The 23545-nt window shown below is 69.5% G+C and carries 24 protein-coding genes, 1 tRNA gene and 2 pseudogenes; 9 read left to right on the top strand and 18 right to left on the bottom strand.

Annotation, left to right across the window (positions count from 1 at the left end; genetic code table 11):
• Nucleotides 1-84: 84 nt before the first annotated feature.
• From ACWGDX_RS23330 to nth, 3 genes are all read right to left on the bottom strand, one after another.
• The gene (locus ACWGDX_RS23330; protein ID WP_383034269.1) at nucleotides 85-1284 is read right to left on the bottom strand and encodes a MarP family serine protease; all 1200 of its coding nucleotides are present in this window, start codon (nucleotides 1282-1284) and stop codon (nucleotides 85-87) included.
• Between the two features lie 234 nt (nucleotides 1285-1518).
• Nucleotides 1519-2223, bottom strand: coding sequence for an NUDIX hydrolase (locus tag ACWGDX_RS23335; RefSeq protein WP_453628424.1), 705 nt, complete (start codon nucleotides 2221-2223; stop codon nucleotides 1519-1521).
• 238 nt (nucleotides 2224-2461) lie between these two features.
• Nucleotides 2462-3337: an endonuclease III gene (nth, locus tag ACWGDX_RS23340; protein ID WP_453628426.1), complete on the bottom strand. Its 876-nt coding sequence runs from the start codon at nucleotides 3335-3337 to the stop codon at nucleotides 2462-2464.
• 284 nt (nucleotides 3338-3621) lie between these two features.
• Here nth and ACWGDX_RS23345 point away from each other — a divergent pair, with 284 nt between their 5' ends.
• On the top strand, nucleotides 3622-4296 hold the full coding sequence (locus tag ACWGDX_RS23345) for a Crp/Fnr family transcriptional regulator (protein ID WP_015034542.1): 675 nt from the start codon (nucleotides 3622-3624) through the stop codon (nucleotides 4294-4296).
• A 211-nt stretch (nucleotides 4297-4507) separates the two neighbouring features.
• Here ACWGDX_RS23345 and ACWGDX_RS23350 read toward each other — a convergent pair whose 3' ends face one another.
• From ACWGDX_RS23350 to ACWGDX_RS23365, 4 genes are all read right to left on the bottom strand, one after another.
• A complete protein-coding gene (locus ACWGDX_RS23350) occupies nucleotides 4508-5338 on the bottom strand; it encodes an MBL fold metallo-hydrolase (RefSeq protein ID WP_453628428.1) in 831 nt (276 codons plus the stop codon).
• On the bottom strand, nucleotides 5338-6375 hold the full coding sequence (locus tag ACWGDX_RS23355; protein ID WP_453628430.1) for an NUDIX hydrolase: 1038 nt from the start codon (nucleotides 6373-6375) through the stop codon (nucleotides 5338-5340). The genes ACWGDX_RS23350 and ACWGDX_RS23355 overlap by 1 nt, the downstream gene beginning before the upstream one ends.
• 291 nt (nucleotides 6376-6666) lie before the next feature.
• Nucleotides 6667-7137 carry a RidA family protein gene (locus ACWGDX_RS23360; protein ID WP_453628432.1) on the bottom strand — a complete coding sequence of 157 codons (471 nt, stop codon included), beginning with the start codon at nucleotides 7135-7137 and terminating at the stop codon, nucleotides 6667-6669.
• Nucleotides 7134-7295, bottom strand: coding sequence for a DUF4177 domain-containing protein (locus ACWGDX_RS23365; protein WP_093601778.1), 162 nt, complete (start codon nucleotides 7293-7295; stop codon nucleotides 7134-7136). The genes ACWGDX_RS23360 and ACWGDX_RS23365 overlap by 4 nt, the downstream gene beginning before the upstream one ends.
• 71 nt (nucleotides 7296-7366) lie before the next feature.
• On the opposite strand from ACWGDX_RS23365, the gene ACWGDX_RS23370 reads away from it, so the two are divergent.
• On the top strand, nucleotides 7367-8332 hold the full coding sequence (locus tag ACWGDX_RS23370; protein WP_383034264.1) for an ArsA family ATPase: 966 nt from the start codon (nucleotides 7367-7369) through the stop codon (nucleotides 8330-8332).
• A complete protein-coding gene (locus tag ACWGDX_RS23375) occupies nucleotides 8329-9858 on the top strand; it encodes an ArsA family ATPase (protein WP_453628434.1) in 1530 nt (509 codons plus the stop codon). The genes ACWGDX_RS23370 and ACWGDX_RS23375 overlap by 4 nt, the downstream gene beginning before the upstream one ends.
• Nucleotides 9859-10237: 379 nt before the next feature.
• On the opposite strand, the gene ACWGDX_RS23380 is transcribed toward ACWGDX_RS23375, so the two are convergent.
• A complete protein-coding gene (locus ACWGDX_RS23380) occupies nucleotides 10238-10582 on the bottom strand; it encodes a WhiB family transcriptional regulator (protein WP_030353248.1) in 345 nt (114 codons plus the stop codon).
• A 397-nt stretch (nucleotides 10583-10979) separates the two neighbouring features.
• Here ACWGDX_RS23380 and ACWGDX_RS23385 point away from each other — a divergent pair, with 397 nt between their 5' ends.
• On the top strand, nucleotides 10980-13274 hold the full coding sequence (locus ACWGDX_RS23385) for a transglycosylase domain-containing protein (RefSeq protein WP_453628436.1): 2295 nt from the start codon (nucleotides 10980-10982) through the stop codon (nucleotides 13272-13274).
• Between the two features lie 409 nt (nucleotides 13275-13683).
• On the opposite strand, the gene ACWGDX_RS23390 is transcribed toward ACWGDX_RS23385, so the two are convergent.
• Nucleotides 13684-14145, bottom strand: coding sequence for a GatB/YqeY domain-containing protein (locus tag ACWGDX_RS23390; RefSeq protein ID WP_405985243.1), 462 nt, complete (start codon nucleotides 14143-14145; stop codon nucleotides 13684-13686).
• A gap of 77 nt (nucleotides 14146-14222) precedes the next feature.
• On the opposite strand from ACWGDX_RS23390, the gene ACWGDX_RS23395 reads away from it, so the two are divergent.
• Both ACWGDX_RS23395 and ACWGDX_RS23400 read left to right on the top strand, forming a co-directional pair.
• Nucleotides 14223-15149 (top strand): metallophosphoesterase, encoded by a 927-nt coding sequence (locus tag ACWGDX_RS23395; RefSeq protein ID WP_453628438.1) that lies wholly within the window; start codon nucleotides 14223-14225, stop codon nucleotides 15147-15149.
• Nucleotides 15150-15234: 85 nt separating this feature from the next.
• A tRNA-Pro gene (locus tag ACWGDX_RS23400) sits at nucleotides 15235-15308 on the top strand.
• 96 nt (nucleotides 15309-15404) lie between these two features.
• Here ACWGDX_RS23400 and ACWGDX_RS23405 read toward each other — a convergent pair.
• From ACWGDX_RS23405 to ACWGDX_RS23445, 9 genes and pseudogenes are all read right to left on the bottom strand, one after another.
• On the bottom strand, nucleotides 15405-16574 hold the full coding sequence (locus tag ACWGDX_RS23405) for a site-specific integrase (protein WP_453628440.1): 1170 nt from the start codon (nucleotides 16572-16574) through the stop codon (nucleotides 15405-15407).
• Nucleotides 16574-16762, bottom strand: a complete 189-nt coding sequence (locus ACWGDX_RS23410) for a helix-turn-helix domain-containing protein (protein ID WP_453628442.1) — start codon at nucleotides 16760-16762, stop codon at nucleotides 16574-16576. Before ACWGDX_RS23410 ends, ACWGDX_RS23405 begins: the two co-directional genes overlap by 1 nt.
• The gene (locus ACWGDX_RS23415) at nucleotides 16759-18039 is read right to left on the bottom strand and encodes a replication initiator (protein ID WP_453628540.1); all 1281 of its coding nucleotides are present in this window, start codon (nucleotides 18037-18039) and stop codon (nucleotides 16759-16761) included. The genes ACWGDX_RS23410 and ACWGDX_RS23415 overlap by 4 nt, the downstream gene beginning before the upstream one ends.
• A 161-nt stretch (nucleotides 18040-18200) precedes the next feature.
• On the bottom strand, nucleotides 18201-18455 hold the full coding sequence (locus ACWGDX_RS23420) for a SpdD protein (RefSeq protein WP_093500522.1): 255 nt from the start codon (nucleotides 18453-18455) through the stop codon (nucleotides 18201-18203).
• 25 nt (nucleotides 18456-18480) lie between these two features.
• Nucleotides 18481-18674, bottom strand: a pseudogene (locus ACWGDX_RS23425) (hypothetical protein).
• Between the two features lie 16 nt (nucleotides 18675-18690).
• Nucleotides 18691-18882, bottom strand: coding sequence for a mobile element transfer protein (locus ACWGDX_RS23430; RefSeq protein WP_123975881.1), 192 nt, complete (start codon nucleotides 18880-18882; stop codon nucleotides 18691-18693).
• A 17-nt stretch (nucleotides 18883-18899) separates the two neighbouring features.
• Nucleotides 18900-19514, bottom strand: a complete 615-nt coding sequence (locus tag ACWGDX_RS23435) for a DUF2637 domain-containing protein (protein ID WP_453628445.1) — start codon at nucleotides 19512-19514, stop codon at nucleotides 18900-18902.
• A 67-nt stretch (nucleotides 19515-19581) separates the two neighbouring features.
• Nucleotides 19582-20962: pseudogene (locus ACWGDX_RS23440) on the bottom strand (FtsK/SpoIIIE domain-containing protein).
• 321 nt (nucleotides 20963-21283) lie between these two features.
• A complete protein-coding gene (locus ACWGDX_RS23445; RefSeq protein ID WP_453628447.1) occupies nucleotides 21284-22072 on the bottom strand; it encodes a GntR family transcriptional regulator in 789 nt (262 codons plus the stop codon).
• 110 nt (nucleotides 22073-22182) lie between these two features.
• Between ACWGDX_RS23445 and ACWGDX_RS23450 the strand changes: the two genes are divergently transcribed.
• Genes ACWGDX_RS23450 through ACWGDX_RS23460 form a run of 3 tightly spaced genes read left to right on the top strand, consistent with a single transcriptional unit; the run spans nucleotide 22183 to nucleotide 23442 of the window.
• The gene (locus ACWGDX_RS23450) at nucleotides 22183-22590 is read left to right on the top strand and encodes an NUDIX hydrolase (protein ID WP_453628542.1); all 408 of its coding nucleotides are present in this window, start codon (nucleotides 22183-22185) and stop codon (nucleotides 22588-22590) included.
• Between the two features lie 46 nt (nucleotides 22591-22636).
• Nucleotides 22637-23065 carry an ATP-binding protein gene (locus ACWGDX_RS23455; protein ID WP_453628449.1) on the top strand — a complete coding sequence of 143 codons (429 nt, stop codon included), beginning with the start codon at nucleotides 22637-22639 and terminating at the stop codon, nucleotides 23063-23065.
• Nucleotides 23065-23442, top strand: coding sequence for a hypothetical protein (locus ACWGDX_RS23460; RefSeq protein ID WP_453628544.1), 378 nt, complete (start codon nucleotides 23065-23067; stop codon nucleotides 23440-23442). The genes ACWGDX_RS23455 and ACWGDX_RS23460 overlap by 1 nt, the downstream gene beginning before the upstream one ends.
• Nucleotides 23443-23545: the final 103 nt, after the last annotated feature.

Consider the following 23545-nt stretch of genomic DNA (forward strand, 5'->3'; position numbering starts at 1 on the left):
GGTCCGTCCGGTCGGACGGACCTGGAGCCCGGGACCAGGACCTGGAGCCCGGGGCCCGGGGCCCAGGACCCGGGAAGCTGATGCCTACAGCGCGCACTGGTCGGTGTCGACCTGCTGGTTGGCGGTCCTGCCGAGCGTGATGTCGTCGCGGATCTCATCGGCCGTCAGGGCGTAGCCGGTCTGCGGGTCATCGAGCGACCTGGCGAAGATGACTCCGTACACCTTGCCCTCCGGGGTGAGGAGCGGGCCTCCGGAGTTGCCCTGCCGCACGGTCGCGAACAGCGAGTAGACATCGCGCCGCACCTCGCCGCGGCGGTAGATGTCCGGGCCGTTGGCGTTGATACGGCCGCGGACGCGCGCGGAGCGCACGTCGTACGCGCCGTTCTCCGGGAAGCCCGCGACGATCGCGCCGTCGCCGCTCACCGCGTCCGCGTCGGTGAACTCAAGGGGTGTCGCCGGAAGGTTCGGCACGTCCAGTACGGCGATGTCGCGCTGCCAGTCGTAGAGGACGACCTTGGCGTCGTACAGCCGCCCCTGACCGCCTATCTGGACCGTGGGCTCCTCCACGCCGCCGACGACATGCGCGTTGGTCATGACCCGGCGGTCGGCGAAGACGAAACCGGAGCCTTCGAGGACCTTGCCGCAGCTCGGCGCCGTACCGACGACCTTCACTATCGAGCTCTGGGCACGGGCGGCGACCGGGCTGCCGGCGAGCGCCGGGTCCGGGGGCCGGACCTCGGTGATGGGCTCGTTGTCGAAGGGGCTGAAGACCTGCGGGAAGCCGTTCTGCGCCAGTACGGAGGAGAAGTCCGTGAACCATGCCGACGCCTGCGTGGGCACCACCCGGGAGACCCCGAGCAGCACCTTGGAGCCGCGGACCTCCTTGCCGAGGGTCGGCAGCGATGTCCCGGCGAGGGCCGAACCGATCAGCCAGGCGACCAGCAGCATGGCCACGACATTGACCAACGCGCCGCCGGTGGCGTCCAGGGCGCGGGCCGGCGACCACGTGATGTGGCGCCGCAGCTTGTTGCCGAGGTGGGTGGTGAAGGCCTGGCCGACGGAGGCACAGACGATCACTATGACGACGGCCACGACGGCGGCCGTGGTCGAGACCTCCGAGTCCGCCGTGAGCCTGCCCCAGACCACGGGGAGCACATAGACCGCGACGAGACCACCGCCGAGAAAGCCGATCACCGACAGGATGCCGACGACGAATCCCTGGCGGTATCCGACGATCGCGAACCACACGGCGGCGAGCAGCAGCAGGATGTCCAGCACGTTCACCGTCAATAGCCTCGCTAGCCTCGCAGATACGTCTCGGTCGCACCGCCCGGCCGGCGGTGCGGGCTGCCGCCCTCCGGCGTACGGACCCCCGGCCGCCGCCCGGCCGACGGCCCGGCAGCACACCGGTGGCCCGGTCAGCGCAAGGGCCCCGCGGCCGGTGGCGGAGATCGCCACGGTCGCAGAGCCCCGGAAGGGTCACCGCCCCCGGAAGGGCACAGCTTGAGGGTCAGCCTGTCATGCGCGCCAGTCCAGCGGGACCTGCTTCGACCGGTCCCATGGACGCTCCCACCCCGCGAAATACAGAATCCGGTCGATCACTCCGGCGGTAAAACCCCAGACCAGGGCAGATCCCACCAGAAAGGCCGGGCCATGATGTCCGCTGGGGTGGTGGGCGGTCGCGCGGTTGGCGGGATCCGTGAGATCCGCCACGGGCACGGTGAAGACACGGGCCGTCTCGGCGGGGTCGACGACGCCGACCGGGGTGGGGGTGCGCCACCAGCCGAGGACCGGCGTCACCACAAAGCCGCTCACCGGGATGTAGAGCCTCGGCAGCACGCCGAAGAGCTGGACCCCCGACGGATCGAGACCGGTCTCCTCCTCGGCCTCACGCAGCGCCGCCCGCAGCGGCCCCGTGGTCGCGGGATCGCCATCCTCGGGGTCGAGAGAGCCACCGGGGAACGAGGGCTGGCCCGGATGCGAGCGCAGGCTGCTGGCCCGTTCCATCAGCAGCAGCTCAGGGCCCTGGGGGCCCTCACCGAAGAGGACGAGGACGGCGGACTGCCGTCCGTCGCCGCTCGCCGGCGGCAGAAAACGGCTGAGCTGCTCCGGCGCCACGGTCTGCGCGGCGCGCTCGACGGGCGTGAGCCAGTCGGGCAGCCCGTCGGTGGTGACGGCGACCCCTGTGACCGAATCGCCGTAGGTCCTGTCCGTTCGTGTCATACGCACCCCTGTCGCTCCCCTGTCCCTCAACGCGTTCCGCCGGTCGGATCGTTCCGCCCGTACGACCGGACCGTCCCGCCCGGCCCCTGCCCGTACGACCCTTGCCCGTACGGCCGGACCGCCCCGTACACGCGGACCGTCCCCCCGTACGTCCCGTCCCCGCGTACGACCGGACCCTTCCGCCCTCGGCGCCGCGACCGTCCTCGGCCCCGCGACGGCAGCGCGCGTAAGGCGTCGCTCATACGGCGCCCATCGGCGGGGCCGCCTTGCCCGGGTAGTCGGGGGGCGGGTTCAGCCGCTGGCCCGGATAGCCGCCCATCTCGTACTTGAGCAGCTTCCGCGCCTTCTCCGGGTCCGTCTCACCCTCGCCGTACGACGGGCACAGATGCGCGATCGGACAGGCGCCGCAGGCCGGCTTGCGGGAGTGGCAGATACGGCGCCCGTGGAAGATCACCCGGTGCGAGAGCATCGTCCACTCGCTCTTCGGGAAGATCGCCGCGATCTCCGCCTCGACCTTCTCCGGGTCCTCCTGCTCGGTCCACTTCCAGCGCCGGACGAGCCTGCCGAAGTGCGTGTCGACGGTGAGACCGGGGACCCCGAAGGCATTACCCAGGACCACGTTCGCCGTCTTGCGCCCCACGCCGGGCAGGGTGACGAGATCCGCCAGCCGGCCGGGCACCTCGCCGTCGAAACGGTCGCGCAGAGCCGTGGAGAGCCCTATGAGGGACTTCGTCTTCGCCCGGAAGAAGCCGGTCGGCCGGATGATCTCCTCCATCTCCTCCGGCGCGGCCGCGGCCATGTCCTCGGGCGTCGGATACTTCGCGAAGACCGCGGGCGTGGTCTGGTTGACCCGGAGATCGGTGGTCTGCGCGGACAGGACCGTCGCGACCAGCAGCTCGAACGGGTTCCGGAAGTCCAGCTCGGGATGGGCGTACGGATAGACCTCGGCCAGCTCGCGGTTGATCCGCCGGGCCCTGCGGATCATCGCCAGGTGCGACTCCGGCTTGACTTTCTTCACTTTTGTAGCTTTTTTCGGTTTCGCCGAGGGCTGTTCGCCCACAGCGGAATTGGGCTCCGCGGACACTCTTTCAGCCCCCTTGGCCTGCGCTGTCATCGGCGGATTCGACACCCGGCCAGCGTAAAGCCCCGCACTGACATCCGCCCCGGCCATGGCCGATCACCACCCGAATCGGCCCCGGGGGCACGCTTCCGGACGTACGTACGTCAAACTTGTGACCGATCGCATGGTTTCGGACAAGCGGAATCCGGTGGAGGGCCGAACGGTCCAGGGGTGCCAAGCCACCCGAGAAGAAGCGGCACGTACGGCATCATGGGGACGACGGTCCCCGCGCAGGTGGGGACCACGGTTCCCTGAGCAGGTCGACAAGGAGAGAACACGTGGACGACGTTCTGCGGCGTGCCCCGCTCTTCGCGGCGCTCGATGACGAGCAGGCGGCGGAGCTGCGCGCCTCGATGAGTGAAGCGACGCTCGCGCGCGGTGACGCGCTCTTCCACGAGGGCGACCCCGGCGACCGTCTGTACGTGGTCACCGAAGGCAAGGTCAAGCTCCACCGCACCTCCCCCGACGGCCGCGAGAACATGCTCGCCGTACTCGGCCCCGGCGAGCTGATCGGTGAGCTGTCCCTCTTCGACCCCGGCCCGCGCACCGCCACCGCGACGGCGCTCACCGAGGTCAAGCTCCTCGGTCTGGGCCACGGCGATCTGCAGCCCTGGCTGAACGCGCGCCCGGAGGTGGCCACGGCCCTGCTGCGCGCCGTCGCCCGCAGGCTGCGCAAGACCAATGACCAGATGTCCGACCTGGTCTTCTCCGATGTGCCGGGCCGGGTGGCCCGTGCGCTCCTCGATCTGTCGCGCCGCTTCGGTGTGCAGTCCGAGGAAGGCATTCATGTCGTGCACGACCTGACGCAGGAGGAGCTGGCCCAGCTCGTCGGCGCGTCCCGTGAGACGGTCAACAAGGCACTCGCCGACTTCGCGCAGCGCGGCTGGCTGCGGCTGGAGGCGCGTGCGGTGATCCTGCTGGACGTGGAGCGCCTCGCGAAGCGCTCGCGCTGACCGCGCCGGACACGGGAAGGGCCCTTCCACCTCGCCTCGGAAGGGCCCTTCCGCATGTCCGGACGACCTGCGGAGGGGCCCTTACGCCTGTTCGGACGACCTCCGGCCGATCGTGTCCGGGCGCCCCCCGGCCGATCGTGTCCGGGCGCCCCCCGGCCGATCGTGTCCGGGCGACCGGACAGGGCCTGGAGGACTAGAGGGCCTGGAGGGCCTAGATGAGCCCGTGCTCGCGCAGATACTCCAGTTGCGCCCTTACGGAGAGTTCGGCCGCCGGCCAGAGGGACCGGTCGACGGCCGCGTAGACATGGGCGACCACTTCGGAGGGCGTGTGGTAGCCGTTCTCGACGGCCGTCTCGACCTGGGCGAGCCGGTTGGCACGGTGGGCGAGATAGAACTCGACCGCGCCCTGCGCGTCGTCCAGTACGGGACCGTGGCCCGGCAGCACCGTACGGACCCCGTCGTCGACCGTGAGCGAGCGCAGCCGGCGCAGGGAGTCGAGGTAGTCGCCGAGCCTGCCGTCGGGATGGGCCACCACCGTCGTGCCGCGGCCGAGGATGGTGTCACCGGTCAGCATCGCGCGGTCGGCGGGCAGATGGAAGGAGAGCGAGTCGGCGGTGTGACCGGGCGTGGGCACGACCCGTAGCTCCAGACCGCCGGTGGTAATGACGTCCCCGGCCGCCAGCCCCTCGTCCCCGAGCCGCAGTGCCGGGTCCAGGGCCCGTACCGGCGTGCCCGTCAGCTCGGCGAAGCGCGCCGCGCCGTCCGCGTGGTCCGGGTGGCCATGGGTGAGCAGGGTCAGCGCGATCCGCTTCCCCGCCTTCTCGGCGACGGCGATGACCGCTCGCAGATGTGCGTCGTACAGCGGGCCCGGGTCGATGACCACGGCGGACTCGGAGTCCGGTTCCGAGACGATCCAGGTGTTGGTGCCGTCCAGGGTCATCGAGGAGGGGTTGGGGGCCAGCACATTGACGGCGCGCGCGGTGGCCGGGCCGGAGAGCACCACGCCGCGCGGCTGACCGGGGAGAGCGGCGGCATCGGTCATCAGGGGCCTCCGGTGGGGTCGACGCGCTTGGTGAACTCGTCATGTCCGGGCCAGCTCAGCACCAGTTCCCCGCCCTCCAGCCGCGCCGTGGCCAGTACGGGGGTCATATCGCGGCCCTCGGCACCGGCGAGCGCTTCGGCAGCAGTACCGTACGACTGGAGCTGACGCAGTGTCGAGACGGTCGGCGGCATCATCAGCAGCTCGCCCCTGTCGTACGCCGCCGTCGCCTCGGCCGGTCTGATCCACACCGTACGGTCGGCCTCCGTGGAGGCGTTCCTCGTACGCTGACCGGTCGGCAGCGCCGCCACGAAGAACCAGGTGTCATAGCGCCGCGGTTCGAACTCCGGCGTGATCCAGCGGGTCCACGCGCCGAGCAGATCGCTGCGCAGCACCAGCCCGCGGCGGTCCAGGAAGTCCGCGAAGGACAGCTCGCGGTCGACCAGGGCGGCCCTATCGGCCTCCCAGTCGTCGCCCGTGGTGTCGCTCACGACGCTCTCCGCGGACTCCCCCGCGAGCAGGACTCCGGCCTCCTCGTAGGTCTCCCGCACCGCCGCGCACACGATGGCCTGCGCGGAGGCGGCGTCGACACCGAGGCGGCGTGCCCATACGTCACGGCCGGGACCGGCCCAGCCGACGAGCCGGTCGTCGTCCCGTGGATCGACTCCGCCGCCCGGGTACGCGTAGGCGCCGGCGGCGAAGGCCATGGAGGCGCGCCGTCGCAGCATGTGCACGGCGGGTCCCGGGCCGCCGGAGGCAACCGTACGGTCGGCGTCGGCCGTACGGTCGGAGCCAGCCGTACCGTCGGCGTCGGCCGGAACGTCGGCGTCGGCCGGAGCGCTGAAGCCGCCCGGAGTGCCCGGCCCCGGGGCCGGAACCGGAACCGGTCCGGCACTCAGCACCGGAACCGGACCGGCGGGACCGTCGCGCAGGAGCATCACCGTCGCGGCCCGCCGGGGAGTCGCCGCGGTGATCTCACCGGCGGCGAGGGCACGGATCCGCACGGGCCATTCGGGCGGGTACCACTGACCATTGGGCATGGCCGGATGCTATGCGGTGAAGCGGTGATGTTCGAGGGGCACCCAGGAGACGTATGTGGTCCGGCCACACAGGCCGTCCACGCCCCGTCCGGCCCGTCCGCCCCGACACGTTCACGCCCCGTACGCCCCGCGACAGGAGTCCCGTCCGCTGACAGAAGATCCCGCCCGGTCCGCGTCCACACGCGCACCGAGCGGGATCTCCGAGGAATGTACGGGTACGTGCGGGCCTCAGACCTCAGGCCTCAGGTTTCAGACCTCAGGTTTCAGACCTCAGTCCTCAGGCCTCGGTCCTCAGTCCTCGGTCAGCTCGACCTGGATCTCGACCTCGACCGGAGCGTCCAGCGGCAGCACCGCCACCCCGACGGCGCTGCGCGCGTGCACGCCCCGCTCGCCGAGGACCTGGCCGAGCAGTTCGCTCGCGCCGTTCAGGACGGCCGGCTGCCCGGTGAAGTCCGCGGCCGAGGCGACAAAGCCCACGACCTTGACCACACGGGCGATACGGTCCAGATCACCGGTGACCGACTTCACCGCGGCCAGGGCGTTGAGCGCGCAGACGCGGGCGAGCTCCTTGGCCTCTTCCGGAGTGACCTCGGCGCCCACCTTGCCGGTGACCGGAAGCTTGCCCTCCACCATCGGGAGCTGCCCCGCGGTGTAGACGTACGCACCTGTCCTGACCGCCGGCTGATAGGCGGCCAGCGGCGGTACCACCTCGGGCAGCTTCAGCCCCAGCTCGGCGAGGGCGGCCTCGACGGCTCCGCTCATGCGGTTTTCTCCCGCTTCAGATAAGCCACCAACTGCTCGGGGTTGTTCGGCCCGGGAACGACCTGGACGAGCTCCCAGCCGTCCTCGCCCCAGGTGTCCAGAATCTGCTTGGTCGCGTGCACGAGAAGGGGCACGGTCGCGTATTCCCACTTGGTCATGGGCCGACTGTAGCCGCACCGCGCGGCGGCCTCGTGCGTAGCCCGGAGCCCTACTGGTTAGGCTCGAATACGTGAGCAGGCTCCAGGTCGTCAGCGGCAAGGGCGGTACCGGTAAGACGACGGTCGCCGCCGCACTAGCGCTCGCCCTCGCGACGGAGGGCAAGCGCACCCTCCTCGTCGAGGTCGAGGGCAGACAGGGGATCGCGCAGCTCTTCGAGACGGAGGCCCTTCCGTACGAGGAGCGGAAGATCGCCGTCGCGTCGGGCGGCGGCGAGGTGTACGCGCTGGCCATCGACGCCGAGCGCGCGCTTCTCGACTATCTCCAGATGTTCTACAAGCTCGGCAGCGCGGGCCGGGCGCTGAAGAAGATCGGCGCGATCGACTTCGCCACGACCATCGCGCCCGGGGTCAGGGACGTACTGCTGACCGGCAAGGCGTGCGAGGCGGTGCGGCGCCGCGACAAGCAGGGACGTTTCACTTATGACTACGTGGTGATGGACGCCCCGCCCACCGGCCGGATCACCCGCTTCCTGAACGTGAACGACGAGGTGGCGGGGCTGGCGAAGATCGGCCCGATACACAATCAGGCGCAGGCCGTGATGCGGGTCCTCAAGTCGCCCGACACGGCGGTGCATCTGGTCACGCTGCTGGAGGAGATGCCGGTCCAGGAGACCGCGGACGGTGTCGCCGAGCTCCAGGCCGCGGAACTGCCGGTCGGCAAGGTCATCGTCAACATGGTGCGGCCGCATCTCCTCGACGAGGCCGCCGTCCGCGCCGCGGCGGGCGACCGTCGTAAGGAGGTCGCCAGGGCGCTCACGGCGGCCGGGGTGAGCGCGCCGACGAAGCTGGTCGGTCCCCTGCTCGAACAGGCCGCGGAGCACGCCCAGCGCGTGGAGCTGGAGCGGGAGCAGAGGGCTGTGCTGACCAAGCTCGGACTGCCCACGTACGAACTCCCGCTGATCGGGGAAGGAATGGATCTCGCCGGTCTCTACCGACTGGCGAGGGAGCTACGGCAACTCGGGAAGGCCTTCTCATGACGCTGGATCCGGCAGCCGCCCCGCTGGAGATCGATCCGCTGCTCGACGACCGGGCCACCCGCATCATCGTGTGCTGCGGCTCGGGGGGCGTCGGCAAGACGACGACCGCGGCGGCCCTGGGCGTCCGGGCGGCGGAGCGCGGGCGGAAGGTGGTCGTCCTCACCATCGACCCGGCCCGCCGGCTGGCCCAGTCCATGGGCATCGACTCGCTCGACAACACCCCGCGGCGGGTGAAGGGCATCGAGGGGCCCGGCGAACTGCACGCCATGATGCTCGACATGAAGCGGACCTTCGACGAGATCGTCGAGTCGCACGCGGACGGACAGCGGGCCCGCGCGATCCTGGAGAACCCCTTCTACCAGTCCCTGTCGGCCGGCTTCGCGGGCACACAGGAGTACATGGCGATGGAGAAGCTCGGCCAGCTACGGGCCCGCGACGAGTGGGACCTGATCGTCGTCGACACCCCGCCCTCGCGCTCGGCGCTGGACTTCCTGGACGCCCCGAAGCGCCTCGGCTCCTTCCTGGACGGGAAGTTCATCAGGCTGCTGATGGCTCCGGCGAAGATGGGCGGCCGGGCCGGGATGAAGTTCCTGAACGCCGGCATGTCGATGATGACGGGCACGCTCGGAAAGCTCCTCGGGGGGCAGTTCCTGCGCGATGTGCAGACGTTCGTGACGGCGATGGACACGATGTTCGGCGGGTTCCGTACCCGCGCCGACGCCACGTACCGGCTGCTCCAGGCTCCGGGTACGGCGTTCCTGGTGGTCGCGGCGCCGGAACGGGACGCGCTGCGGGAGGCCGCGTACTTCGTGGAGCGGCTGGCCGCCGAGGAGATGCCGCTGGCCGGACTGGTCCTCAACCGTGTCCATGGCAGCGGCGCCGCCCGGCTGTCGGCCGAGCGGGCGCGGGCCGCGGCAGAAAATCTTGAAGAGGGCCGCATTGTGGATCAGATGGCTGGGAAAGCTCTTGGTCGTGGCAGTGCTGCCCCGGACGGCTTTTCTCCCGAAGCCGCCGAGGCGCACGAAGCCGGAGAAGCCGCCGTACATCCCTCGCCCGACCCCACCGCGCCCGCATCCCCCCCGTCCGAGCCGCCGCCCACATCAGCACCATCCGACCCGTCGGCATCGCCCGACCCGTCCGACCCATCCGAACGAGCCGCATCCGAACGAGCCGGCTTTGCACGGGCCTCCTCCGCCCAGCCCGAGCATGAGCCCGCACCCGAGCATGGGCCCGCACCCGAGCGTGAGCCCACGCTCGCAGTGGATCCCCCGTCCGCGCAGGCCGCGGTGGGCACTTCCGCCCAGACTTCTGTCACAAGTGTGGAACAACTGACCGCGGGTCTGCTGCGCCTGCACGCCGAGCGTATGCAGGTGCTCGCGCGTGAAGAGCGGACGCGTGACCGTTTCACCGCGCTCCATCCCGAGGTGGCGGTGGCCGAAGTGGCCGCCCTGCCGGGCGATGTTCACGACCTCGCAGGGCTCAGGGCCATCGGTGATCGTCTCGCGAATGGTCGTGCTACGACCTGAGCGGCGAAGACGTCGCATGGGCGGCGCGGCTGATCGAGTCGCGGCGGCCTCGCAGGAATTCCTTCGGGAACCTCCCTCGGGAACGTCCTGAACCAGTTGCTCAAAGACTTCTTGCTTGACGAATTCCTGCTTGATGACTTCCCAGCAGTCCCCCAGGGGCCTTGCAGGGATGGAGACATGACAGCCCGGAACCACGACGGACCGGAGCCCGACGGACCGGACCACAACAGACCGGAACTACGACGGACCGGAACTACAACAGACCGGAACTACGACGGACCGGAGCCACAACGGACCGAGCGCCGGCCATGAGCCCAGGCCGGACCGCGCCTACCCCCTCGTCGGCGTGTCGACCGTGGCCGCGTGGCCCGCGTGGCCGCTACCCGACCGCCGCGTACGTCTCGTACGTTTCGTCATCCTCCAAGCCCACGGGCAGCAGGCCCGCGCTGCGCTCGTACTCCGTGCGCGCGGTCTCAAGCAGCCGTCGCCAAGAAGTGACGGTCGGGCGCCTGCGCAGCAGTGCGCGACGCTCCCGCTCGGTCATCCCGCCCCACACGCCGAATTCGACGCGATTGTCCAGCGCGTCGGCCAGGCATTCCGTCCGCACCGGGCATCCGGTGCACACCGCCTTGGCCCTGTTCTGCGCCGCACCCTGCACAAACAGTTCATCTGGATCGGTAGTGCGGCAGGCTGCCTGCGCACTCCAGTCGGTTACCCAGCCCATGCTGGCGCCGTCCTCTCCCGAATTGAGGCTCCCCCACGGCGGCAGCGGCATATTCACCGTTGCCAGTTGAGGACGTTACGGAAGGCGGGGACAGCGCAACACCCCCTTCGGGCCCAATCTTGAATGGTCCGAACGGACTATGCGTACGCGGCAGATCACCCAGGGGAGTGACCCGAAGGCATAACCGACCCATCCGGCATAGCCGGGCATTTCACTTGAGTCACAACGGGCATCAGATAGCAGGTGGGGGTGTATCGGACATCGCTTCCCGTGCTTCGGGGTTCACCGGAAGTTCATGTCCGAGGCTTGATGCGCAACCGCGTGGCTGTGACAGTTGAGAACAGCTTAGGCCAGAGCCTTGACGCGTGTCCGGCGAATGAGAACGTAGGCTGCCCTCATGCCAAAGAAGCGCTCGGGCGGGGGTCTGACCGGGACCCAGCAGGCCGCCAAGTTCCTCGGTGTCAGCGTGCTCGCGGGAGCGGTGCTGGCAGGAATCGCCCTGCCGGCCTTCGGCGCGCTGGGGCTCGCCGCCAAGGGAACGGTCGAGGGATTCGACGAGATTCCCGCCAATCTCAAGACGCCGCCGCTGAGCCAGCGCACCACGATCCTGGACTCGAAGGGCGGCCGTATCGCCACGGTCTACTCCCGCGACCGTACGGTCGTACCGCTCAAGGACATCTCCCCGTACATGCAGAAGGCGATCGTCGCGATCGAGGACTCGCGTTTCTACGAGCACGGGGCCGTCGACCTCAAGGGCGTGCTGCGGGCACTCAACCGCAACGCGCAGTCGGGCGGCGTCGCCCAGGGCGCCTCGACCCTGACCCAGCAGTATGTGAAGAACGTATTCGTGGAGGAGGCAGGCGACGACCCGGAGAAGGTCGCCGCGGCCACCCAGCAGACCCTGGGCCGCAAGATCCAGGAGCTGAAGTACGCGATCCAGGTCGAGGAGGAGCTGGGCAAGAAGAAGATCCTGGAGAACTATCTGAACATCACCTTCTTCGGGCAGCAGGCGTACGGCATCGAGGCCGCCGCCCAGCGCTACTTCTCCAAGCCCGCCAAGGATCTGAAGGTGGAGGAGGCGGCGATGCTCGCGGGCATCGTCCAGTCGCCGAGCCGCTACGACCCCGTCAATGACGAGGAGGAGGCCACCAAGCGGCGCAACACCGTGCTCCAGCGGATGGCCGACGTCCGCGACATCTCGCAGGCGGAGGCCGACCGCGCGAAGGCCACACCGATCAAGCTCAATGTGAGCCGGCCCAAGAACGGCTGCATCACGGCCGTCAGCGGGGCGGGCTTCTTCTGTGACTACGTACGCTCGGTCTTCCTCAACGACCCCGTCTTCGGCAAGGACCGCGAGGAGCGCGCCAAGGTCTGGAACCAGGGCGGGCTGACGGTCCGTACGACCCTGGATCCGCAGGCGCAGAACTCGGCGCAGGAGTCGGTCAAGGACCATGTCTTCCAGAGCGACGCGGTCGCGACGGCGCTGACCATCGTCGAGCCGGGGACGGGCAAGATCCTGGCGATGGGCCAGTCGAGGCCGTACGGCTTCGGGAAGAACGAGACCCAGATCAATCTGTCCGTCGACCAGAAGATGGGCGGCGGCGCGGGCTATCAGCCGGGGTCGACCTTCAAGCCGATCGTCGCGGCGGCCGCGCTGGAGCGGGGCATCCCGGCGACGCAGACCTTCCCTTCCCCGTACGAGATGACGTACCCGACCCCGGTGCAGACCTGCAACGGTCCGTGGACGGACGAGGACGTCCCGGTCGAGAACGAGAACGAGTCCGAGGTCGGGCCGTACTCGATGAAGGAAGCGACCGCCAAGTCGGTCAATACGTACTACGTGCAGCTCATCAGCCAGATCGGTGTCTGCCCGGTGACCGAGCTGGCCGCGAAGATGGGCGTGAAGCGGGCCGACGGGAAGAAGATCCAGCAGGTTCCGTCGATCACCCTGGGCACGCAGGAGGTGTCGCCGCTGACCATGGCGTCGGCGTACGCCACCTTCGCCAGCCGCGGTACGTACTGCACCCCGATCGCGATCAAGTCGATCCAGGGCCCGAACAAGAAGGCGATGCCGGTACCGAAGTCGAAGTGCCAACGCGCGATGTCCGAGACCACCGCCGACACCATCAACACGCTGCTGAAGGGCGTGGTGGAGGACGGTACGGGACAGCAGGCGGGCCTCGGCAGCCGGCCGAGCGCGGGCAAGACCGGTACGACGGACTTCCGCTACGCGGCCTGGTTCGTGGGCTACACGCCCAACATGTCGGGCGCGGTCTGGGTCGGTGACCCGCGGCACTCCAGGAAGATGGTCGACATCACCATCGGCGGCGAGTACCACGACAAGGTCTTCGGTGGTGAGGTTCCGGGACCGATCTGGAAGGACGCCATGACCGGCGCGCTGGACGGCAGGGAGGCTCCGGGCTTCAACGAGATCAGCATCCCGGACGCGCCGAAGGCCCCGGAGGAGGACCCGAACAAGCCGGGCAACGACGCGGGCCAGGAGAACGGCGGGCAGGACAACGGCGGGCCTGGGGACAACCAGGGCGAGAGCCCGCTCCCGGGCGGACCGGGCGGCTCGTTCCCGCCGGGCGTACTGACCGGCGGCCAGAACGGCGGCGGAAACGGGAACGGCGGCCAGGACGGCGGCGGGAACGGAAACGAAGGCCAGGACGGCGGCGGGAACTTCCCGTAGGCACGTATGACGTATGAGGGGGCGCCCGGTCGGTGAGAAATCACGGACCGGGCGCCTTTTTGTGTACGCGAGGGAAGGCGGCGGGGCGGGCGGTGCGGCGGGGCGGTGGACGAGGGCCGGAGCTCACGGGGAGAGCGGGGAGCTCACGTGCAGAGGGGCGATGTGGAGATGTGAACCATCAGGCCCGGACGCCCCGGACGCCCCAGACGCCCCCGGGCCGCAGGGCACCTCGCAGACCTCGGGCCCCAGGCCCCGGGCACCTCACGAGCCCCGGACACCTCACGGGCCCCAGGCGCCCAGGGCCCCAGGTACTTGGAGTCCTCACGTACCTGAAGTGGTACCTCGCTCGCCTCAGACGTAGGGCCTCACGCACTCAGACATAGGGCCTCACGGCCTCAGACGTAGGGCCTCACGCGAGGGACTGCTTGACGAGGGCGGCGACGCGGCCGCCCTCGGCGCGGCCCGCGACCTTGGGGTTCACGATCTTCATCACGGCGCCCATCGCGCGCGGGCCCTCGGCTCCGGTCGCCTTCGCCTCCTCGACGGCCTGCGCGACGATGGCGCCCAGCTCCTCGTCGGTGAGCTGCTTCGGCAGGTACGCATCAAGGAGTACGCCCTCCGCCCGCTCCCGCTCGGCCTGCTCCGGGCGCCCTCCCTGGGTGAAGGCCTCCGCCGCCTCACGGCGCTTCTTCGCCTCCTTGGCGATCACCTTCTGCACCTCGTCGTCGGAGAGCTCGCGCGCCTTGGTGCCCGAGACCTCCTCCTTGGTGATCGCGGAGAGCGTCAGCCGGAGCGTGGCGGAGCGCAGCTCGTCGCGCGCCCTGATGGCCTCGGTGAGGTCTTCCTTCAGCTTGGACTTAAGGCTGGTCATGGGGCCAAGTGTGGCAGGTGCGCCGTCATGGCCGCCCACGGATTACGCGTCAGTACGGTGTCTGCGACGATGGGCGTATGCGCGCACGCTACGGAGTACCCCTGGGAATCGCGGCAGTCGGCGTGGCCGGCCTCGCCTACGCCGCCGGCTTCGAAGCCCGTTCGTTCCGACTGCGACGGATCTCCGTCCCGGTGCTGCCGCGTGGCATGCGTGATCTTCGGGTCCTCCAGGTCTCCGACATCCACATGGTGAGCGGACAGCACAAGAAGCAGCGGTGGCTCCAGTCGCTGGCGGGGCTGCGCCCCGACTTCGTCGTGAACACCGGCGACAACCTCTCGGACCCGGAAGGCGTACCGGAGGTGCTGGACGCGCTGGGCCCGCTGATGGAGTTCCCGGGCGTCTATGTCTTCGGTTCGAACGACTACTACGGGCCGAAGCTCCGTAACCCGGCGCGCTACCTCTTCGAGAAGGCGCAGGGGCGCCACGGTCTGAACGGCAACGCTCCCGCGGTCTCCGCGGTGCACAACCCGTGGGAGCCGATGCGCGACGCCTTCGACGCGGCGGGCTGGGTGGGCCTGAACAACACCCGGGGCCGGCTCAAGATCGACGGCCAGGAGATCGCCTTCACCGGCGTGGACGACCCGCACATCAAGCGGGACAGGTACGAGCGGGTCGCGGGCGGCCCCGAGCCGGACGCGGACCTCTCGATCGGCGTGGTGCACGCCCCGTATCTGCGCTCCCTGGACGCCTTCACCGCCGACGGCTACCCCTTGATCCTGGCGGGCCACACCCATGGCGGCCAGCTCTGCATCCCCTTCTACGGGGCGCTGGTGACCAACTGCGATCTGGACACGGACCGCGTCAAGGGCCTCTCCACCCACGACTCCGCCGGCCACACCTCCTACCTCCACGTCTCGGCGGGCTGCGGCACCAACCGCTACACCCCCCTCCGCTTCGCCTGCCCCCCCGAAGCGACCCTCCTCACCCTCACATCCCGCCCCTGACCACCCGCAGCCACCCCGAAACCGGATTTCGTCTCCGGCCAGCGGTGGGCTAAAGTAATCGATGTCGCCGCCACACGAGCGACATCGGGGTGTAGCGCAGCTTGGCAGCGCGCTTCGTTCGGGACGAAGAGGTCGTGGGTTCAAATCCCGCCACCCCGACAGCCGAAACAGTAGATCAGCCACCGACTCACATGAGTCGGTGGCTGACTTGTTTTGGCTGCGTGTCTATCTGCGTGACTATCGATTCCCGAGTGTCTACGACCGCTGCGGATCAGCGCCGAAGATCCCGTCCATGACTACCGCGCCAGTCTGGATCACGGGCCGGATCTGCTTCCGATAGACCTCCTCGGTCACAGCCGTACCCGAATGGCCGACTAGCCGGGAGATCTCCTCCAGCGGGACGCCCCGGTCGGAGAGCAGCGACACGAAGCTGTGCCGGAGCTCCCGCGGCGTCCACTCGTCGGCGTTGATCCCGTCGACGTCCTTGAGCGCCTGGCGGAAGGCGCGGCGGACGTTCGCTGCGTCGAGCGGCTTGCCGACAGCCGAGGCGAAGACGAGCCCGTGTTCCTCCCAAGCGTCGTCGGCGGCGAGCCGGTCCCAGCCCTGATCTTCGAACTGCTGCCAGAGAGCTTCGACGCAGCGCGCTGGCAGGGCGAGGGTGCGCCGGGACTTCCGGGTCTTTGTGTCCCCGCTCCGCCGGACCGAGCGCCACACGGCGATGTGTGGAGGTTGCGGCGGGTCGAATCGGGGACGCCCCTTCAGGAAGACGTGGTCCCAGGTGAGGGCGCGCAGTTCCTCAGTACGGGCCCCGGTCAGGAGCGCGACGACGATGTACGCGTACATCGAGGTCCCTTCGGCCCCCTTGAGTACCGCGTCAGCTTGGGCGAACGTGAGCGCCTTGGAGGGGCGCCCAGCCTGCCCCTGCGGCACAGAGCACAACTCGACGACGTTGCGCTTCACCTTGTCCCGTGCCATGGCCCGCTTGACCGCGCGGTTCGGGCAGGAGTAAAGGCCCTGGAGTGTGCGCGTGCTGAGGGCCTTGGTCTTGGTGGCCATCCAGCGGTCTACGTCCTCCGCGCTGAGGTCGCGCAGCTTCCTGGCGCCAAGCGACGGGATGACGTGCTTCTCACTCAGGAGAGTTGTCGTCTCGACAGTGCTGGGGTCGAGGCCGGCCAGGCCGTAGGTGAGCCAGTCCGTCACCGCATCCTTGACGGTGTAGTTGGTGGGGGCGATGGCGAGGCCGTCTTCGTGGTCCCGCAACACCTCCTTGAGCTTGTTCTTCGCCTCTGTCTTGGTCTTGCCGCTCCCCCGCTTCACGATCCGCTTGCCGCTCGGGTCGAAGCCGAGGTTCGCCGTGGCGATCCAGCGCTGTCTCTTCTCGTCCCAGTGCAGACCACCGTCACCGCGACTACGACGCTTCGTCATCAGGCCGCGTCTCCCATCTGGCCTCGGATGAAGGCACGTACGGCGTCCTCGGGGATACGGCGGCAGCCGTCGACCTTGATGGAGACCAGGCGCCGGGTGCGGATGAGGTCGTAGACCTTGGTGCGGCCGACCTTGAGCCGCGTCATGACCTCCGGAACGGTGAGGAGTTCGGGCGCAGCCGTGGTCATGTGGTCGGCTCTCCTTCTGTTCCGGGGGCGGGTTCGAGGGATGCGGCAAGCCAGGTCTCGGCGGAGCTGAGGCCGGTGCCGGCGAAGACCCAGTGGGCGAGGACGTATGTCGTGCCCGGCTGAGGGTTGGCGGCTGCTGTCGCTTGGGCACGGCGCCAGTCGGCGCGGGCGTCGCGGAGGGCGCCGAGGGTGGTGGAGTAGCGGCGGGATTTGGTGGAGAAGTGGCAGCGGAAGCCGAGCATGTGGGCCCAGGCGCGCAGGCGGAGGTGTTCGAGGTCCTTGCGTGCGCCGAGGGTCCAGGCGGTTCGGATGAGGCGGCGGGCGTGGTCGCTGATGTCGAGCTGGGCGAGTTCGGCGGCGAACTTCAGCGGTCGGTCGAGAGCTCCCGTGGCGGTCTCGGCGCCCTTGGTGGCGTACTTCGCGATGTACGCCGCTACGGCCCGTTCGGTCATCTCTTGGCCGTCGTTGAAGTCGGCGGATCGGATGGTGCGTACGTCGAGTTGGCGGCCGAAGGTGAAGGTGTGGATGCGGCCGTCGAGGGTCGGGCCGTCGACATGGACCTTGGCCGTGGCGGCTTGGATGGCGTCGGTGAGGAGTTCGGCGGTGGCCCATGGCGGGGGTGGGGTGTCGCCGCCTTGAGGGCCGTCGAGGCGGATGACGGCGTGGAAGTGGACGGCGCCGCGCTTTTGGTATTCGGCGACCTTGGCGAAGGAAACGCGGGCGTGGTCGCGTAGGCGTCGCTGTGAGAGGCCCGCGCGCTTGGCGACCTCCCGGCGGAGGTAGATCGAGAAGCGTCGCCAGAGGGCGCCTGCGTGGGCGTTCCAGAGCACGGCCGCTTCGTAGTCGTAGGTGTCGGGGTCGAGCGGGGTGCCGAGGCTGTCGTCGTCCTGGTCGTGGTGGGTGCCGCAGCGGCAGGCACGGCCGTCGGTGCGGCGGTTGTGGACGGGGCCGAAGCCGGGCGCGGTGAAGGTGGCGAAGACGCGGGGGTGGGTGGCGACCTGTTCCGGGGTGCCCTTGCCGCCCCGGAGCCCGGCCGTGATCAGGTGGAAGGTGTCGCGGCGGTAGATCTCGGCGCAGGCAGCGCAGCGGGTCGAGCGGCGGTTGTTGCAGCGGACGAGGAGTTGGCCGGCGGGCAGATCGGTCGAGTTGAGGTGCTGGAGGATGCGGCCGATCTCACCGGTCGTGGTGTCGACGTCGTACTCGGTGCGGTTGCCGTCGAGGCGGATGGGGTTGGTGCAGCCGCCGAGGCCGGAGAGTTGGCGGAGGATACCGGGCAGGATTCCGCCGGAAGCGAGGTTGGTGAGTTCGCGGAGCGGGGGCGGGGTGGTGCGGGTGAAGATGGCTGGCTCCTTCTGGCTGGCTCGGTCAGGAGTGACGGGCCCCGGGGCGGCCGGATGCTTGGCGGTGTCATGGCCGCCCCAGGGGTCGGGCGGAGGGATCAGCGCCGGTTGTGTTCGCGCAGCAAAGAGCGCAGGACCACGGCGGCGACGGCCACGGAGACGGCCGACACGGCGACGGCGGTCAGCAGCGCGGTGAGGACCACGCCGCCCGTGATGACGGCGACGACGGCGCCGGTGCTGACGGAAACGGCCGGGAGCGCGGAGCGCCGCGCGGGCGCCGGGCCGGTCGAGGTGGGGGTGTAGGTGTGTGCGGGCGGCGGTGTGGGGTTGTCTGGGTACTTCGGCAGGAACACGGCAGGCATCTCCTTATCTACTCGTCTAGTCATGTGAGCCGTTAATGACGGTCACGCCGCTGCGCGTGCCGGATTCGATGGCGGGGGCGAGGAAGGTGTGTGAGAGCAGAAGCCGAAGAGGGCGACCAGGACGACGATCCAGGTGCGGACGCCGAGGTACTTGATGGCCGCCCAGGCGAAAAAGCCGAGGACGACGACGAGTGGCAAGTTGAGGGTCACGGGGTGCGGGGTCCTTTCAGCGGACGGGGCAGCGGTGGGTACGGGCGGCGAGTTCGGCGGCGGCGCGGCTGTCGTAGTCGGCGGAGAAGCCGCAACGCGGAGCGGTGCAGGCGGCGGTGTGCTTCTCGCGGCCCCGGTCGTCGTAGGCGGTGCCGACCTGGACGGGGCCAATGCGGGTGACGTTGCGGAAGCGGCGGTTGGCGGTCACGAGTCCTGGTTCTCCTTTCAGAGCTGGGCAGCGATGGCTTCGGCCATGGGGGCGGGTACGCCGAGGCGGGCGCGGAGGGTCGGGGTGTCGATGGGATTGCCGGTGCGGGTGTGGTGCTCGCTGGCGACCTTGCGGGCGTGCGCGACGAGGGCGGCCAGGACCGGGACGGTTGGGAGTGCGGACGGTCGTTCTTCGGCCTGCGTCTCCGGAGTCGGTTCGGGCTCTTCCTCCTGGTCGTCATCGGTGGTCTCTATGGCGGTGGGTGCCTTGGGCGTTGTGTGGGCGAGGAGGGTGCCGCCGAGGAAGGCGACGGCCGGCCATCCGGCGACGAGGATGCGCAGCCAGGCAGGAACGTTGCCAAGGTCGAGGAGGCCGGCGGTGGCGACGTTCGCACCGAGGGATGCGACGAGGGCGATGACGAACCAGCACCAGGCGGAGGCCTTCGTGGTGCCGGTCCGCAGTCGGCGCCAGGCGGCGACGAGCAGCAGGTCGACGGAGACGGGGTAGGCCCAGGCTTTCCATCCGTCCTGTCCGGCCGCTGAGGCGACGTCGTGAAGGTGGGCGAAGGACAGGGCGGCGGCGATGAGCGCCTGGACGAGCACCGCGTCGACGCGGGCCAACTGGGCGCGCATGATGCGGCTCCTTCCGGTTTCGGGCATGGGAGGGGTAGGGACACGGCGCGAAGAGGCCGGGAGGGGATCAGTCAGTGACAGGGTGCGGCTGAACGACCGGGCCGGGTGAGGTGTGCGGTCGTGCGGGGACGTCAGGCCGGAAGGGCTTGAGGGCGGGGACGTCGGGGGTCAGGTCGGCCGTGTCCTGGCAGATGGCGGCAGCGTCGGCGAGGGAGAGGTAGGGGGTGCGGATGCGGGACCAGCCGCCGGAGGTGTCGCCCGCGACGGCGAGGCCGGGTGTCTCGGGGGCGATGGAGCAGGCGGCGTAGACGGCTTCGGGGGCGATGTCGCCGAGGGCCATCTTGGCGGAGGCTTCGTCGTTGACGCGGTGGCAGACGCGGCCGGTGAGCTGGGCGCGGAGCATGGTGGCGCCCTTGCCGAGTTCGGCGCCGAAGCGCTGGCCGCAGACTTCGAGGTAGATGCCGGCGGCGCGGCCGAGCTGGGCGAGGCGGATGAGCTGGGTGACCATCTCGTCGCGGCGGTCTTCGTCCTTGCGGGTGGCGGTGAGGAAGAGTTCCGCCACCTCGTCGATGAACAGGACGACGGGGGTGGGGCGTTGGGTGTCGGGCAGGCCCCAGATGTCGGAGGTGATCTCTTCGTCGGGGGTGTCCGGGGCGATGCCCTGGCGGGCCTTGATCAGGTCGTATCGGTCCTCCATTTCCTTGACGAGTACGGGCAGCAGTTCGGCGGCTTCGTCGGGGTCGGTGGCGAGGGCGGAGAGGCGGGCGGCGAAGGGAGCCAGTTCCACGCCCCGTTTGCAGTCGATGCCGACGAGCGCGACGCCTTCTTGCCGGGCGAGTCCGGAGATGAGGTGCCGCAGGTACATGGACTTGCCGGACAGGGTTGCGCCGAGGGTGAGTTGGTGGGGAACGGTGCGGTAGTCGCGGACGAAGGGCATGGCGTCTTCGCGCAGCGCGACCGGAATTTTGAGGAAGCCGCCGCCGGTCTCGCGAGGCATCCGGACCCGGCGCAGGACGTCGTATCCGACGAGCCGCAGTTCCACGACGCCCGGTTTCAGGGTGGTCACGTAGACGGCGTGAACTCCCCAGGCGTGCCGCAGGCGTTCGGCCGAGGCGGCGACGTCTGCAGGTTCCTGCCCGGGGGCGAGGCGGAGGCGGAGCCGTAACCCGGTCGAAGTGGGACGGAGGATGCCCCGGCGGGGCGGGACCGGCCGGACCTCACGCCGGGTGGCGGCCTTGACGGCGAGGACCCTGAGCCGGGAGGGGCGCCACGGTCAGGCCGCAGGCTTCCATGACGGAGGCGTACGAGCTGAGCATGCGGACCGTGGACATCGGGCCGCCAACCACGGACCAGTAGACCGCCGGGCGCTTGGCCCGGGTGTAGGCGGCCCCACCGCCGAACGCGGCGAGGGGACCACCCACCTCCAGGAATGTCGTCAGGTCGGACATCATGCAGCAGCCCCAGTCCCGGCGCTGACCGGGAAGGCGGCCGGGGTGACGGCGGCGGCGCGGTAGGCAATGCCGTGACGCTGCTGGCCGTTGAACACGGACTCCCACGGCCGGGCGATGAGTCCCGGCAGCGAGACGGGCGAGCCGAGGGCGAGCCCTTCCTATCTACTCGTCTATACATGTAGCGATCCATGAACCCGGTCTCCCGGGCTCACGACGATCACCCTGCCACACAACTTGCCCACTCGTCTATACGAGTAAGCGTGTCGGGGTGTACGAGTTGAGGAAGCATCCCCCGCGCACCACCGCAAACCATGACGATCAGGTCGCCGGGAGCTGGTACGACAGCACGTAGGCGTCCGCCGCCATCACGGTGTCGCACACCTCGACCGCCCGTCCCTCGGTGTCGAAGGCGGTCCGGACCAGGTGGATGACGGGCACGCCGGCCGCGAGGTGGAGCGTCTTGACCTCGGAGGGGGAGGGCATCCGGGCGCGGATCTCCTCTTCGAAGTGGTCGAGGCGGTGGCCCAGTTCTTCGAGGCGGGCGTAGATGCCGCCGGGGCCGGGGTTGGGTTCGGCGATCTGGGTGCCGCGGGCGATGTCGAGGGGGAGGTAGGAGGTAGCGAACTCCACGGGTCGCCCGTCGAGGAGATATCGCCGGCGCCGGGCCAGCACGCGCCGGACGGACCCGAGCCGGGTGGAGACGTCCTGACTGGCCTTCTCTTCCTTGACCTCAAGACTGTCGACCTGCGGGTGACTGCCGGCCGCGTCGGCTTCCACGATGAACGCGGACTTGCCCTGCTCGCGGTGGCGCCGGGCGAATCGGTCGGAGGCGAGGCGCCGTACGGGCGGCCGGGGCCGGACGAAGACGCCCTTGCCGTGTTCGGCGTGGACCAGGCCTTCGCCGGTGAGGATGGAGAAGGAGTTGCGGACGGTCATGCGGGAGACGCCGTAGTGCTCGACCAGTTCCGCTTCGGAGGGCAGTTTCTCGCCCTCGCGGAATCGCCCGCGGTCGATGGCCTCGCGCAGTTGGTCGGCGATCTGCCGGAAGACCGCACGATCGCTCGTGGGGTCGAGATCGCCGAGGAGGCCCGAAGAAAGAGGGCTCACTGTGTGTACTCCTTTAGGTATCTAGACGAGTGGGTGAGTGAAGTTGCTACGGTGGAGAGCCTAGCCATCCGGGAGGGCCGAGGAACGTGAGCACAGAACGCCCGCACTCCGTGAGCGTCGCCGGGGTCATTGTCGACGCCCAGGGCCGTGCCCTCCTGATCCAGCGCCGTGACAACGGCAAGTGGGAGCCGCCGGGCGGTGTCCTCGAACGCGAGGAGACCATCCCCGAGGCCCTGCAACGCGAAGTCCTCGAAGAAACCGGCATCAAGATCGCCCTTCCGGCGACCCTGACCGGTGTCTACAAGAACATGACGGGCCTGATCGTCTCCCTGGTCTTCCGCTGCGAGGCCGCCGACGGCACGCCCACAACCGGCGACGAGACCCGCGCACTGCGCTGGGCCACCCGCGAAGAAGTCACCGACCTGGCCGACGAGGCGTACGCGATCCGCGTCACCGACGCACTCGACGCCACGACCCCGCCGGCCGTCCGCGCCCACGACGGCGTGAAACTCGTCTAGCCCGAACCCGCTGCACATGGCGGCCTACCAGCACGAAGGAACTTGTATGCACGAGTATATGAGTCGAGTCCGAGTCTGGGGACTGACTTGCCCAGGATTTCCGGAAGAGGTCAGCCGGGCCCGCCGCTGGACGAGAGACATCCTGCGCGGATCGCCCCTGGCCGACGACGCAGCCCTGATCGTGAGCGAGCTGAGCACTAACGCGCTTCTTCACACGAGCAGCGGAGGGGAACGCGGAAGCTTCCACCTGGCCGTGGCCGTCGCACCACAGGTGATCGCGCTGTCGGTCACGGACGACGGCGGAGGAGGCGGCGCCCCGAAGGTCGAGCACCAAGACCAGGACGCCGAGCACGGCCGAGGCCTGGGCATGGTCAGCGCCCTCGCGCACAGGGTCGTCGTCCAGGGCGCGGGCGGCGGCTACACGGTCACCGCGGAACTCTTCGTGAACGCCCAGCGGGAAGGCCACCCGTGCTGATGGACAAGCCCCAACGAGGCTTCTGGTGCGAGTGCTGGACCGAAGACCTCACCGACGGGATGCAGTGGCCGGCACTCCGGGCATCCTTCGACGCCTACTCCGCACCCCAGGCAGACAGATGGGTCGCCATTGCACTACGCACCATCTCACCCGCACTCGACCCCGACGCCTCGGACGAAGTCTGGGCCTGGCTCCACGACGGCCGCACAGAAACCCGACGAGCCCTGCTCCGCTTAGAACCCTGCACCGTGTCCGTCACCCAGGCCACCACTCGCATCACATGGACGATCCGGCCGGTCATCTTCCTGCCGCTGGCAAACCGCCAAGACGCCGAACCAGCCTGCGCAAACGCCTTCAAGCCCCACAGGCCCAAGTGAGTTACAACTTTCTCTACTGGTTCAAGGCGGCTCGCTCCGCTCCCCGCGCGCGGCCCGGCCCCCGGCCGGGCCTGCGCTCCTGTCTCCGCCCCGCTCCAGCCCG

The sequence above is a fragment of the Streptomyces sp. NPDC055025 genome (genome assembly GCF_053608565.1).